Raw genomic sequence first — 13,659 nt, forward strand, 5'->3', positions numbered from 1 at the left:
GATACAGTATTTACGAAGGAGGAATGGATGACCATTCGCGAACAGAATCTCGAGACGATAGCTCCGGTGCTGGCGACATTCACAATTTCGCAGACCGGCGGTATCGACGACCTCACCGACGACAGTATCGGATCAGCCGTCGCGCTGACGGGCAGCTATGAAGTGGGCCCTGCGGGCGACGGGGCCCAGGTGCTGGGAAAGCTGATCAGCCTGAGCTTGAGCGATGCGGATACGGGCAAGCGTGTCGCCACGGTCCAGATCGGCGGCATCTGCAGTTTGCCGGTAGCCCCGGCGTATCCGCTGGTCGGCAACCGGGTTGTCGGGGCGGCAGGGGGCGCGGTACGCCAGGCGCCGGCTCTTGCCGGCAGCGATCCGGCGGGCGGCAATATCGGGCGCGGCACCGTGCTGAGTATCAACGGCACGACCAACTGCGTTCTTCTTCTCAACTAGGAGGGAGTGACAATGGACTTTGCTTCGTTTCTCGAATCGGCGGCCGTTCGGTTGCAGTCCGGCGCTCCGGCGCCGCAGGCCGGGCCGGTCGATCTTTCCCGGACGGCGGACATAACGGTGGACCGGGACTTGTATCTCGATGCGGAAAGCCGGGGCATGACGCTGACCGAACTGTTGGAGTGCGACGAGTATGATCCGTCGCCGGTGGGGTCCGCGCTCGATGCGTTCGAACGGCAACTGGCCCTCGCGGGCGTACGCCTGTCGGGGAAGGCGCCGACCACGGTGGAGCAGTTTTACCAGAAGGCCCCGTCCCTGATTCCCGAGTTTATCATGCGGGAGATCAAGCGCGGGCAGGCGATGCGTCCGGAGCTGGCGCAGCTCATCGCCAATTCCACGACAATCGCGAGCAATCGCTATACGCCGTTCTTCATCGATACCGACGACGACGCCCGATTTTCGCTTCGCCCGGTCGGCGAAGGGGCGAACGTTCCGGCGCTGATCGTCACCGAGCAGCGCCATGCGATCACGGTCGGCGATTACGGCCTGGCGCTGAAAGCCAGCTACAAGGCTCTTCGGTACCGCACGACCTCGCAGTTCCGCGTCCTGCTGTGGTACATCGGCTTCAAGATGCAGACGGACAAGATCGGCATGATCGTCAACTGCCTGATCAACGGTGACGGCAACGACAATGCCGCCGCGATCGTGACAGGCGCGGCGAGCGGGGCGCTTACCTACGACGACCTGATCTCGCTGTGGGCACGCTTCGCGCCGTTCGAGATGAATACACTGGTTTGTCATATCAACACGCTGAAGACGATCCTGACGATGGACGAATTCAAGGATCCGATGGCGGGGTTCCGATTCCAGCGCAGCGGTGATCTGTTCAGTCCGCTGGGGGCGAAGCTGGTGCGGTCGGACGAAGTCCCGGTTGATTATGTCATCGGGCTGGACGCTCGTTTTGCGATCGAGGAAGTTGTCACGCAGCCGCTGGTGATCGAGTACGACAAGATAATCGAGCAGCGCTTCGAGGAAGCGGTCATCTCGGAATCCGTGTCGTATGCGAAGGTCATCAAGGATGCGGCGGTGATTCTCGACACGGTATTTGAGTGAGCAGATCGGGGCCCGGCTTGACCGGGCCCCGGCTTGACCGGGCCCCGGTTTGCCGGGGAGTATCATGCACACGCGATTAGCGCTCACGACAGCGGCACAGCCGCTGGGAGGGCTGCAGGCCGCCTGCCTGCTCGAGGTGAAGACGGGCATTCGCGCGGGAAGGCGGGTGGCGGTTTTTCTTTCCAGTCCGACCACACTGAACTGTTCGTGGTCGGACGGGCCGTACGTGAACTGGTCCACGCCTGCGGCGATCTGGTCCTCGGTGGACGGAGACGCCGGGTTCTCAGCGGCGATGGATTCGGATAACAATATCCACCTTGCGTTTATCGAGCAGTCATCGATGAACGTCATGCACGTCTGCCTCACGTTCACCGAGACCGGCTGGCAGCCGGGCGTTCCGGTAACGGTGTTTGCGGGCGATATCAATTCATCGCCGTCGGTGGCGATCGACTTATCGGATTGTCTGTGGCTGGGCTGGGTCCGGCTGACCGATCCGCCGGTCCGTCACATACATGTCAAAAGCTCGTCCGATGGGGGCGCAACGTGGGGCGCCGGAGCGGGCGATTCGGGAGAGATTATACACAGCGGCGGCATGCTGGCGACGGTGAAGGTGCTGGCCGGTCCGAGCCGGCTGCACGCCGTGTATTACTACGCCAGCGACTATCTGTGCCATCGCAGTCGTCCGCTGCCATCGGGGAGCTGGACCGACGCGGTCACGATTGTATCGGGTGCGGAGTGCAGCAGCACGTTCGACTGCGCGCTTCGCACCGACGGGAATCCATCGGCGGCATGGGCGGCCGCGGCGCTGTATTACCGGGAGTTCGACGGAGCCCACTGGGGTCCCGCCGTGACCATCCCGGAGAGCGGAGCGACGGGCATACAACTGACGATGGCCGGGCCCGAACCGATCATCACGTTTGTGCGCTCAATCGATGTCGGGCACGCGCAGCCGTACTCGCTGCGTCGGCAGAACGGCGTGTTCAGCGAGGCCGCGCTGCTTGACGCGCGAGTCGGCGAGTTCGACCGGGTATTCTGTTATCACGGCGCCACGGCGTCGTTTGCCGATGTCACGTCAGCGGCGCGCAGCGTGCAGTCGGGCGATATGGTTCACCCGCAGTCATCGGCTCTCCTCGGGGGCCCGGGGGACGCGGTGTTTTTCGCCGCAGGGCGGCCGTTTCGCTATGTCTGGCTGACGCTGAGCACACCGGGAGCGGGGGGAACCGTGAGTGTCAGCTACTGGGACGGCGCCTCGTGGCGGGGGGTTGTTCCGTATGGCGGACCGCCGGCGCTCGATGCGTCTGAACTCGATCTCTGGGTCTGGCCGGACTATGCTTCTCTTCCGGCCGACTGGCAGAAGTCAACGGTGAACGGGGTCGCCGGCTTCTGGATCAAGGTGGAGGTTGTGTCGCCGTACACGACCGCCCCGGTGGGAACACGGGCAAATATGGTCTCCGGTATAGAGGCCATGCGGGCAGGGAGGTGATGTCGTGTCGTATGCATCGATCAAACAGGTGCGATCCCACCTGGTAGACAATCGCCCTCTTGCTGACGCCGTGTACAATCAGGCGGTGGTTCTCACCGGCACAGAGTGGATACGGCTGTTCGGCGGAGCGATCGATCCGGTTTCAGTTGCCGTCAAGGGGCGACGGTCATCGCAGTTGACTCGTGTCGCGCTCGTCGTTGGGCCGGTGCCGGTGTCGGTGGGAGCGAGTGACCTGGAAGTCGGCAGCGTTGTAGTCGCATCCGATAGTTCACTCGGCCACGTCTACCGCGAGAATATCGATTACACCGTTGACTATATCCACGGGAAGATTGTCGTGCGAACCGACGGCGAGCTTGTCGACGGCTCCCCGGTGACCGTCTGGTACGGTTCGTATGAGCCGTATCAACGGGACACGGACTTTCACCTCGACGCCGAGAACGGTTCCATTCGCAGGCTCGTTTCGGGGCGGATAGTGAACGGAGAGCTGGTGCTCGTGGACTATCGCCCGGTGTACGCAAGCTTCGCCGACGAGATCGTGGAAACCGCAACGGCCGAGGCCAACGGTGTGATCGAGCGCTCGGTTGATCCGGGGAGGGAGTTCGGCGCCGATCCGAGTCTGAGTCTCGCAGCGACGTACTATGCTCTTGCGATCGTTTGCCGCGCGGCAGCGTCGCGGGCGCTCGGTGCCGGCGGGGGCGATCGGCTCGCGCCGGCCTGGATGAAACTGGCCGACGATTACGCCGCGCGCTCCGAGGAACGGCTCCGGGAATTTCGGCCCGCGGTGGGTGGATTGCACCCACCCGTCCGCAGCTAGGAGGTAACGCTTATGTCAGCACTCGAACGTGTGACGGCTCGGCGGGTCTGGTTCGTGCCGGGTGTGATGGTGTACGGCGCCGCGGACAGTGTCGGACTCGGGATGCTGATCGCCGAGACAATCGGCAGTCAGCGGGGCGTCTATTACCAGACGATGGAGGTCGGCGCCGATCGGCAGCAAGTTCGGTTTGACTCGCTCATCGATCACCGCGGCAACCGGTTGCCGTCGACGATCCGGGCGCCGAGGGTGATACCGCGATCGCGTTCGGAATACGCGGTCTTCGTCACCGCGCCCGAATCCGACGAATCGTTCGTGATTGCGCGTGAGTCGCTCTCGCCGGGTCCGGTCGTGGCGGACCTGCTCATCGTGGAACTCGGCCTATGAGTGACACTCAGGCAGTCGACTCCGCGGAGTCAAAGAGGATAATCGAAAAGCTCGACACGCTGATCGATGCGATGCTCGAGCAGATAGAGTCCGAAGTCAGCAAACATACCAAACTGGGAGACCTGATTCGTATGATACATCTTCGCTACAAACTGATGCCGGATCACTCCAGCCAGAAGGAATTCTGGAAAATGGTGGAGAAGATCAGGCAGGAGAAGCTGCCAGTCGCGCTGCCCGAGGCGTCGGCGACGGCAGCGCGGACCGAACGAAAGAAGGCGTCGACATGAGCGGGAGCATCAGCACACTGCTTACTCTCGTGGTCGCGATCTGCGTATCGCCTGCGACCGACTCATCGGGCAACGCGCCATTCGCAGAGTGGCGGCTTGACAGCGGACGGTTCGGCGCGATGGCGCTGTCTCGTAACCTGGCGGCGCGGCTGGAACGGTCGCGAGGCGACAGTGAGTCGCCTGCTTTGACGATCAGCGGATGGGACGGCGGCGGGTCTTTTTCGGTCGTTTTTGATTCGAGCGATTCGGCGCCGTCGGAGGTGTTCGTTCGGTCGGCGGGAACGAAGTCATCGGTTGCGGCGGTCGTTGCACAGTCATGCACGCACCATGTGTTCGTGCGCGATGACGGCGCGCTTGAGTGGAATATCGTCCTGGCGACTCCACCGCCGGCGGGTCGGCTGGCATTCGGACTGCGCTCCCACGGCGTGCGCTTCCTGTACCAGGGGCCGTTGTCGGCGGCGGACAGTGCGGAGGGCGCCGAACGCCCGGACAGCGTGGTCGGATCGTACGCCGTTTATTATGCCGGTAAGATGCCTCGTGAATCGGACCCGGGTAACCCGGCACGTATATTCGGCACGGGCAAGGTGTGCCACATCTATCGACCGAAAGCGTGGGACTCCGGCGGCGACACGGTCTGGTGCGAAATGGCTGTCGATACCGTGTCGCACCTGCTGATTGTCAACGCGCCGGAGTCGTTCCTGGTGTCGGCACGATACCCGGTTACGATCGATCCGACATTCGGGTGCACGGAAGTGGGCGCCAGCAACATTTCGCTGGCGACGGATGCCGCGTGCGCGAATATAGTCGACGTGCACGAAGCATCGGCAGCGGATCGGATTGTCACCTATCACTTTTCGTGCTACACGTACAACAATCCCCGGACCATAGATATGGCGGCCTACGACATGTCTGCCGGAGAGCCGGACCAGCGACTGGCGGCGCCGGTGACGATTGCGGTTCAGAACAGCGCCCCGGCACAATGGTATGTCTCATCGGTTGTGTCGCATTCCATGATCGGCGGCCGGACGTACTGTATCGCGGTCGGAGGCGTATCGGGAAGCAGCGTGCGAGCGCAGTATGACACGGATATCGGGGCGCGGTCGGACGACGCATCCGGCGGCGGCACACTGGCGCAGACCTGGAGCGTCACCGATCACCAGGACCGTCGCATGTCCTGGTACGTCACGTACGAAACCGATGACGGCGGTCAGGCTTATGCCGGGCGACGCCGTCGACTCGGCCAACTATAGAGGCAGGATATGAAACGCTCTCTGTTGCTTGTTATGAGCCTGGCGGTGTGCGCCGTGTCGATGGCAGCCAATGTTGCTATCGTCACAAACACCGCCGATGAGGGAACCGCAGAGGACTCGCTCACGGTGGCGTTTGTGGTGACCGATTCGATCGGCAATGTCGCGGCCGCGGACTCGTTTTATGTCGCCCTGTTCGGTCCGAGCGGCGAACCCGTTTTCGGGGCGTCGTACGCCATCGGCGCCGCAGAGATATCATCGATGCTGGTCGGCGGTCGGCGGGTCTATCGATGGGCCGAAGCAGTGGCGGATATCGACGCCGGTGGTCGTCGCGGCACGTACGCCGGAATCGTGATCGCAGTCGATACGCTTGACGGCGCGGGGGCCGAGTACCTCGATGGTGCGGCGTCGTTTTCGTTCGTCCTGATGCCATCGCTGGCCGACCGCATCCCGATAGGGGATACGATCCGGCGCGAGGCATCAACGCTGGTGTCAACGGATCGAATCGGCGTCGATCTCACGAACGTGGTCGGTACGCTGGACGCCGGAGAAATCGGTGTAGCCGCGATCGGTAATCAGCAGCTTGGCGACGGCGCGATCAGCGCGGGTAAAATCCAGGACTACGCAATCACGGCGTACAAGATAGCCGGCAGCGCGCTGTCGTCGTCGAAATTCTCCGACGACGCCATCGAGAAATTCTGGGAGTGCGACAGCTCACGCATATCGGCCGGGATGGGCGCGATGCTCAAGGATACGGCGGCCTACCAGGGATCTGCGGGATCGATCGATTCCGCGGCGGTGGCCGGGTGGGTGTGGAATACACCGCAGGCGAATCACGAGATCCACGCCACGTTCGGCGATTATCTGGATGCGCCCGTGTCGGCTCTGTCGACCGGAACCGGCGCACATGTGTTGACGGTGATTTCGTACGACTCGACTCGCGACGCCGTCATTCCGTATGCGGGCATAACCGTTCACGATGTGTCTCATGCGGCCCTGCTTGCGGTCGGACGGACGGCGGCCGACGGCGCCATCACGTTTCACCTCGATGCGGACAGCTGCGTGGTTGCGGCGTTTGTCTCCGGATACACGTTCACGGGCCTCGATACCGTGGCGCTCGCCGAGACCGACGAGGACACGGTGTATGCATCGTGGTTCGACCCCGGCGCTCCGGTTTCGCCCGATCTCTGCCGTGTGTACGGGCACGTGTATGGTGTTGACGGGCTCCCGCTGGGCGGCGTGACGGTCACGGCGGCGCTGCCGAAGGGTACGGTGAGGTCGGGCACCGTGCTTGTATCTCCGGCGTCCGTATCAACGACCACCGACGCCGACGGATACTTCGCCCTTGACGTCATACCGACGGCAGCCGTGCTGCCGCCGGATACTCGATACGAGGTGTCGATCGTACAGGCCGGCGGAACGATTCTGCGGAAGCGGGTTATCGTTCCCGATCAGTCGTCGTGGCGGCTGGACTGGTCCGACGAGTGACGGCCGGTTGACTGTGTTCAGTGTACAGGAGGAACCATGGATTTCATTTTGTCAGATGGTGGATGGCTGGGCATTCTTGGATCGATTGCCCTGACGTTGGTTGGTTTTATCGCCAACAAGTACGTAATTCCCTTCTTGCAGGTAGGGAAGAGACAAAAATACGCCGAGTACATCGCGGCGATCGCGGGTGAGGCGATCGACGATTTGCGCAATCGTTATCCCGACAAGGCGTGGCTCGAGCATTTGCAGGAGGCGGTGGACGTGGTGATTGCGATCACCGGCATCGCGCCGGATATCGCGGTACGCGCTGTCCATGCAGCGGCCGCACGGCGCTGACGGATCACCCAGCCTGCGTGCTGGTGGGCTGGGTGACGACGTGCCCGGTATGTGTTGTCAGGCGTATCGGCCTGACAACGCATACACAATCGGGCGCAGACGGGCTCAGTAGCAGGGGGTGGACGCTGTCCCGTAGAGATAATTCATGAAATACACGATGTCCGCGATGTTGATGTAGGTGTCGCAGTTGGCGTCGGCGCGCTGCGGTCCGCCTGCGGGCGCGGGGCCGCCCAGCGTGATGTACTGGATCATGTAGTAGAGATCCACTATGTCGGCGCCACCGTCGCCGTTGTAGTCGCCGGCGCTGAAGGTGTTCTCACAAATGTACTGCATGAGCACGCTGGTGTGCCCGGCGTACCGGTTCGCGTCTTCGGTCGCCGCCCACATGAAAAACCAGTCGCCCTCGGTGAGGGGATGGGGCGTCCACAGATACGACCAGCCGTCGGCGCCGTTCAGGTCCTTCCCGAGCAGGGCGCGGGTGAGCGACCAGTCCGGCGCCAGCAGAGAAACCATGAGATCGACCGAGTGCCACTCTCCGGTGATTTGCATTTCGGTGACACCGCCGCTTTCGCGGAACGGCACGTCCTGGACGGATCCGGTCAGGGGATTCATGATGGAGACGAGATAGGTATTGGGCGCCGTCTCCCAGTCGAGGAACCCGTCGACGGCTACCCACAGCCCGGGATCTCCTCCCAATCCGAGCAGGACCACGCGCTCGTCATCCTGTACCCACGTGCGGAGCCCGACGTATTTCGGGCTGCGCTTGAAGTCGACAGAGACGCGCCCGCCGTGCGCAGCAATCCACTGCTGCAGACCCCGGACGAGCAGGTCGTCGCGCGTTCCTTCGTTGGCCCGCGTCTGGAACATCACGGCTAGCGATTCGGCAACGGCCGCAATGCCCAGGGTGGCTGCGCCGCTTTGCATCAATTCGGTGTAGCCGCGATCATACCATTCCTGAATGGCGACGGCAGCGGCCGCCGGGCCGCAATAGTACTCGCCGAATTCGCCGTTTGCAATCGAGTTGCCGTCGTACGGGTCGTGATCGACGTCGCCGAGCAGGGTCTGGTCGACCTCATACAGCCCGATTGTGAAATCGTCGGGGATCGCACGGCCTTTGAACTCCACGGATGAAATGTCTTCGTCCGAACAGTTGACGAAAAAGTGAATGCTGGAGCAGAATGTGCTCCACGGCGACGGGTTTACGATGTACGGGATGGGTGGGGTCGGCTCGAGTATCACAACCCGCTCCACAGACGAGCTTCGCCCCAGCGTGTCGATAGCCGTGACGCGAATCGTGCATGGTCCCTCCGGGAGGCTCGCGAAATTCCACGGCAGGCTGTACCCGGCCGACGGAGTCGCGGGGTCAACGCCGTTGCGGGTGGTCGCCACGCCGTCGTAGACCATCCCGATACTCTGGAAACCGGATCCGCTATTGAACTCGAAGATGACGTAGTCAACGATCCGGGAACCCGACGTCTCTACGGCCCACAACTCAGTGGACTCGTACAGCACGGAATCGTCGATGGCCGGCGACACCCATTCGAGCTGCGGCAGGGGATCGGTTCCCGAATCGTTGCCGCCGGGGACGCCCGACGCATACAGGACGAGTCGTCCGGGCCATTCGAAATAGAACTGGCCGTCGTCGTAGATGTACTGCCCAAGATCGACGAAGCCGATTTCCGAGTCCCAGATGTTGTACGAGACGCAGGGAACGCGGGAGGTGTCGGTGAGCACGGCGGCGTTCATGGTCAGTGTGTTGGAGATAAGGAATCCGGCGAAAAACGGTCCGTTGACCACGACCGGTTCATCCAGCGGCACCCAGATATTGTAAAGCCCGGCGGCGGGGATCGTATACTGCCACCAGACCGACGAGTCAATGAGCTGGCCGGGCACCGGGCATGTGGGATCGGTGAGGTCGGCTGCTTCGACGTCAACGGAAACCACGATGTCGCCCGGTGCGTCAAAAATCATCGGCATGTTGATCTCGAGCACTGAAAACGGATACGGGTTTTCGCAGGACGCGGCCGGATCGAGGTATTGCTTGTACAATTCCTGCCCGATCACCCATCCGTCGATTCGCATGATGATGCCGGCATCGGAACGGACAATGCAGGTATCCGCGGTGGCCATCCGTTGCGCTATACGAATGTCGGTGGGGGAGAATTCCCCGATTTTTTCGACCCGGCCCGCGCGTTTTTCTGCGGGCCAGACTGCACCCGCAAAAAGAATTACTATTGCCAGAGCTTGAATGGACCGGTAGAGCCGCATGGGGATATCTCCTTTTATCCGGGAAAATACTCCTATGTCTTGATTATCGAGCGATTTGCGCTTTTCTTGATCTATGTAATGACCGGTGGAACGCGGCTCCGGTCCGCGGGTTCTATCGACGGGCGAGGCAGGCAGAGAATGGCGATTGACGACCAGCACCAGAAAGCTGACCCACGGCGCAAGCCGTCGTGGCTCAAAGTACGCGCTTTCTCCGGAAAGGGGTTCAGCGAAGTCAGCGAGCTGCTCCGCGAACGCGGCCTGTTCACGGTCTGCCAGGAGGCGAACTGCCCGAATCGAGGGGAGTGCTTTAACCGAGGGACGGCTACCTTCCTGATAATGGGACCCGTCTGCACGCGCAACTGCCGGTTTTGTAACGTGTCTCCGGGTACCCCGTCAGGACTAAATCCCGAAGAGTCTCGACTGGTGGCCGACGCTGTAGCGCGCATGCAGTTGCGCCACGCGGTGGTCACCTCGGTGACCCGTGACGATCTTCCCGACGGCGGGGCGGGGCATTTTGCCGAGACCATTCGTGAAATCCGTCGATGTCGCCCGGGGTGTACGATTGAAGTTCTCACGCCGGATTTCCGTAATCAGCCGGATGCCCTTGGAATCGTCATGGCCGCGCGGCCCGACATCTTCAATCACAATGTCGAAACCGTTCCCCGGCTGTATCCGGCGGTTCGACCCGGCGCCGACTATCATCGGTCGCTCGATTTGCTCGCGCGGGCTTCGCGGGAGTTTGGCGCGCGGACCAAGTCCGGCCTGATGGTGGGACTGGGCGAGACGACCGACGAGCTCGCTGCGGTCTTCCACGATCTGCACGCTGCCGGGGTGGCGATGCTGACGATAGGCCAGTACCTGTCTCCATCGAAGGACCACCTGCCGGTTGACCGATATGTTACTCCTGAGGAGTTTGACCGCCTGGCGGAGAGGGCCCGGATTGTCGGAATCCGACAGGTCTTTGCGGGGCCGCTGGTTCGCTCATCGTACATGGCAGACGCTATGGCGACGCGCGCATAGTCTGCGAATATCCCAGCGCAAATTTTACACAGATATCCCGAGCCATCTGGTCCTTTCCTCAAGCCGTCCGATAAGAATCGGAGAAGCTATGGCGGGAAAGGGCATCTTGGATGAATAAACTCAGACCGCAGGTGCTGGTGGTCGACGACGAGATCTATATCTGCAAGATCGTCGTTGAGTCACTCGGGACCGAGGACTACGACGTCGTGTCGTACACCGATCCGGCACAGGCTCTGGCACATATCCGCGAAAACCCGGTCGACCTGGTCCTGACCGATCTCGTGATCGGTGAGTTCAACGGCGTGCAGGTGATGGAGACGACGCTGGAAAACCACAGCGACGCGATCATCATCCTGATGACGGCTCACCCGACAATTCAGACCGCCATATCGGTACTCAAGAAGGGCGCCTACGATTTTCTGGTCAAGCCGTTCAAGCTCGATGCGCTCAAGGCCGCCATCCGGCGGGGCCTGGCTCATCAAAAAGTTCGGCGCGACAACCTCGCCCTCAAGAGCCAGGTGGAGTTTCTGAAGGTCGCCAATGCATTCGGTACGGGTATTCATATCGAGAAGCACCTCCAGATGGTGCTGGCTTCGTGCAAGACCGAGCTTGACGCGGCCGCAGCATCGGTTCTCGAAGTCAACCCCAAAACGGGCGAGACGGTGCGCCAGTTGTACGACTGCGATGACGAATCGATGCTCGCGACCGTGCTCGACGACACGCTGCTGTTGCAGTTCAACTGCAGCAAGAGCACCAAGCCGGTCGTGCGCACCGAGCACGTAACGCTCGACGGTCATCCGATGGTGAAGTCGCTCATATCACAGCCGATTCTCATCCACAAGCGGCTTCACGGCGTCATCAACCTGCTGATCATCAGCCGCTTTGACCGGGTCCGTCCGGGGGAACTCGATGCGTTGTCGATTCTGACCAATTCGGCCGCGTCCGTGATCGCCAACAACCTGTTGTACGAGGACGTCCAGCAGTCATACATGCAGGCGATCCGTGCTCTGGCAAACGCCATTGAAGCGAGAGACGCCTGTACGGCAGGGCACACCGACCGCGTGAGCAAACTGGCGATGCTTGTCGCGAGGCGTATCGGGTGGACAGGGGAAGCGATCGATAACCTCGTGGTCGGCTGCATGCTGCATGATATCGGCAAAATCGGTGTGCCGGACTCTATCCTCAACAAAGCCGACCGGCTGACGCCGGAAGAACTCGAGACGATGACCAGTCACCCGATGGTCGGATTGAAAATCATTCGCGGGATCGACCTGCTCAAGCCCGCCATTCCCTATATCAGCGCCCACCACGAACGCTACGACGGCAACGGTTATCCGCGCGGGCTGGCGGGAGAAGAGATTCCTATCGAGGGGCGGCTGCTGGCCGTGGTGGATACGTTTGACGCCATCCTGTCCGACCGGCCGTACCGCAAAGGTGCACCGTTGAAGGTGGCGGTCGATGAGTTAATCAATAATCGTGGTACTCAGTTTGACCCGACGCTGGTCGACGTGTTCCTGCAGTTGCTTCGCGAGGGCGAGGTGAATCTCAACGAGTTGTACGGACGCGACGAGGATCTTGGTTTTATCGAGACACTCGGCATCGCTCCGCTCGCTACCAGGGTGTCGGAAACGGAATCGGTGTAAACGAGACCAGCAGAATCACGAGAGCAGCCGCTCCGAGCATCTTCGCATTTTTGCCGACCGGGTACTCATCGTTGAGGGTCGGCGGATGCGCCGCGCCGAAAATCAGTCCGAGGCCCGCGAACAGCCACCACATCATCGAGTAATACCCCAGCACCGCGAGAAAGACGACGGCCGCCCAGGCGAGCTTGCGCTGGATGTCGCGACCGAACAGCCCATAGGTGATATGACCACCGTCGAGTTGGCCGATCGGCAGCATGTTGATGGCCGTGACCAGCAGTCCGACCCAGCCGGCAAACGCCGCCTCACTGAAGGCATACAGGTGGCCTTCCGGGGCGACCCCGACCAGCAGCGGCACCAGCGTCTGCATCAGAATCGACTCCCCGGTCAGCGAGAACGACATGGCAACATCGCGAAACAGGAGCGGATCGCCGGGCAGAATAAACGACTGCGTGAGTCCAAGGACCAGCCAGCCGATCGCGACGATCCAGCCGGCGATCGGTCCGGCCGCTCCGACCTCGATCAGGTCGCGACGGTTCCAGAAGGGAGACTTGGATTTGATGACCGCGCCGAACGAACCGATGATGTTCGGTGCGGGAAGAAAATAGGGCCACGACGTGACGATATCACGCCGTCGGCTGGCCATGAAGTGACCCATCTCGTGTACCAACAGAATCGACATCAGCGCCGCGGTGAACACCAGGCCTTTGCCGGCGGCGAGGTCCGCGAGGACGGCATGCCACAGTTCTTCCCACGACTCGACGAACGCAAACTGCCGGAATACGACGGGAATGATGTAGACCGACAGCACGGTTGCGATAAAGAGAATAACATTCAGTCGGGGGATACGCAGGCGGCGGTACGGGTCCACCAGCAGGGTCAGCGCGTCGTGTTCTCCACGAATCTCAAACGTGTATCCGGCGGAGTCAAGCCGGTCGGTGAGAGCGGCGACGGACGGCTGGAAGTCATAGCGCGGGCGGATGGCCAGTTCGAAGCGGGGTCCGCGACGGTAGGTAGCGTCGATGACGAATAGATCGGCGACCATGCGGACCAGGGTAGCCAGCTGGCGCTGTTCTGCGGAGTCGTTCATAGGACCTATTATACGCTTCATGCCGTCAGGCGGACAGGCAAA

The 13,659-nt window shown here is 61.7% G+C and carries 13 protein-coding genes; 11 read left to right on the forward strand and 2 right to left on the reverse strand.

Translation table 11 applies throughout. The features are described 5' to 3' along the window. The first annotated feature begins 27 nt into the window (after positions 1-27). From RBT76_10950 to RBT76_10990, 9 genes are all read left to right on the forward strand, one after another. Positions 28-450, forward strand: a complete 423-nt coding sequence (locus tag RBT76_10950) for a hypothetical protein (protein ID MDX9858300.1) — start codon at positions 28-30, stop codon at positions 448-450. A 12-nt stretch (positions 451-462) separates the two neighbouring features. After that, positions 463-1,560 carry a hypothetical protein gene (locus tag RBT76_10955; GenBank protein MDX9858301.1) on the forward strand — a complete coding sequence of 366 codons (1,098 nt, stop codon included), beginning with the start codon at positions 463-465 and terminating at the stop codon, positions 1,558-1,560. A gap of 64 nt (positions 1,561-1,624) precedes the next feature. Next, positions 1,625-3,043 (forward strand): hypothetical protein, encoded by a 1,419-nt coding sequence (locus RBT76_10960; GenBank protein MDX9858302.1) that lies wholly within the window; start codon positions 1,625-1,627, stop codon positions 3,041-3,043. A 4-nt stretch (positions 3,044-3,047) separates the two neighbouring features. After that, positions 3,048-3,857, forward strand: coding sequence for a hypothetical protein (locus tag RBT76_10965; protein MDX9858303.1), 810 nt, complete (start codon positions 3,048-3,050; stop codon positions 3,855-3,857). Positions 3,858-3,869: 12 nt separating this feature from the next. Then, positions 3,870-4,241 (forward strand): hypothetical protein, encoded by a 372-nt coding sequence (locus tag RBT76_10970; GenBank protein MDX9858304.1) that lies wholly within the window; start codon positions 3,870-3,872, stop codon positions 4,239-4,241. After that, positions 4,238-4,528, forward strand: a complete 291-nt coding sequence (locus tag RBT76_10975; protein MDX9858305.1) for a hypothetical protein — start codon at positions 4,238-4,240, stop codon at positions 4,526-4,528. The genes RBT76_10970 and RBT76_10975 overlap by 4 nt, the downstream gene beginning before the upstream one ends. Then, positions 4,525-5,778 (forward strand): hypothetical protein, encoded by a 1,254-nt coding sequence (locus RBT76_10980; protein MDX9858306.1) that lies wholly within the window; start codon positions 4,525-4,527, stop codon positions 5,776-5,778. Before RBT76_10975 ends, RBT76_10980 begins: the two co-directional genes overlap by 4 nt. Before the next feature lie 9 nt (positions 5,779-5,787). Beyond that, positions 5,788-7,263, forward strand: a complete 1,476-nt coding sequence (locus RBT76_10985) for a hypothetical protein (protein ID MDX9858307.1) — start codon at positions 5,788-5,790, stop codon at positions 7,261-7,263. A 36-nt stretch (positions 7,264-7,299) separates the two neighbouring features. Next, the gene (locus tag RBT76_10990; protein ID MDX9858308.1) at positions 7,300-7,599 is read left to right on the forward strand and encodes a hypothetical protein; all 300 of its coding nucleotides are present in this window, start codon (positions 7,300-7,302) and stop codon (positions 7,597-7,599) included. A 105-nt stretch (positions 7,600-7,704) separates the two neighbouring features. Here RBT76_10990 and RBT76_10995 read toward each other — a convergent pair whose 3' ends face one another. Then, positions 7,705-9,867 carry a dockerin type I repeat-containing protein gene (locus RBT76_10995; GenBank protein MDX9858309.1) on the reverse strand — a complete coding sequence of 721 codons (2,163 nt, stop codon included), beginning with the start codon at positions 9,865-9,867 and terminating at the stop codon, positions 7,705-7,707. 138 nt (positions 9,868-10,005) lie between these two features. On the opposite strand from RBT76_10995, the gene lipA reads away from it, so the two are divergent. After that, positions 10,006-10,887: a lipoyl synthase gene (gene lipA / locus RBT76_11000; GenBank protein ID MDX9858310.1), complete on the forward strand. Its 882-nt coding sequence runs from the start codon at positions 10,006-10,008 to the stop codon at positions 10,885-10,887. 110 nt (positions 10,888-10,997) lie between these two features. After that, positions 10,998-12,530, forward strand: a complete 1,533-nt coding sequence (locus RBT76_11005) for a response regulator (GenBank protein MDX9858311.1) — start codon at positions 10,998-11,000, stop codon at positions 12,528-12,530. On the opposite strand, the gene RBT76_11010 is transcribed toward RBT76_11005, so the two are convergent. Then, positions 12,499-13,617 carry a site-2 protease family protein gene (locus RBT76_11010; GenBank protein ID MDX9858312.1) on the reverse strand — a complete coding sequence of 373 codons (1,119 nt, stop codon included), beginning with the start codon at positions 13,615-13,617 and terminating at the stop codon, positions 12,499-12,501. The genes RBT76_11005 and RBT76_11010 overlap by 32 nt on opposite strands. Between the last annotated feature and the right edge of the window lie 42 nt (positions 13,618-13,659).

Source organism: Candidatus Zixiibacteriota bacterium (assembly GCA_034003725.1).
Lineage (GTDB): Bacteria > Zixibacteria > MSB-5A5 > GN15 > FEB-12 > WJMS01.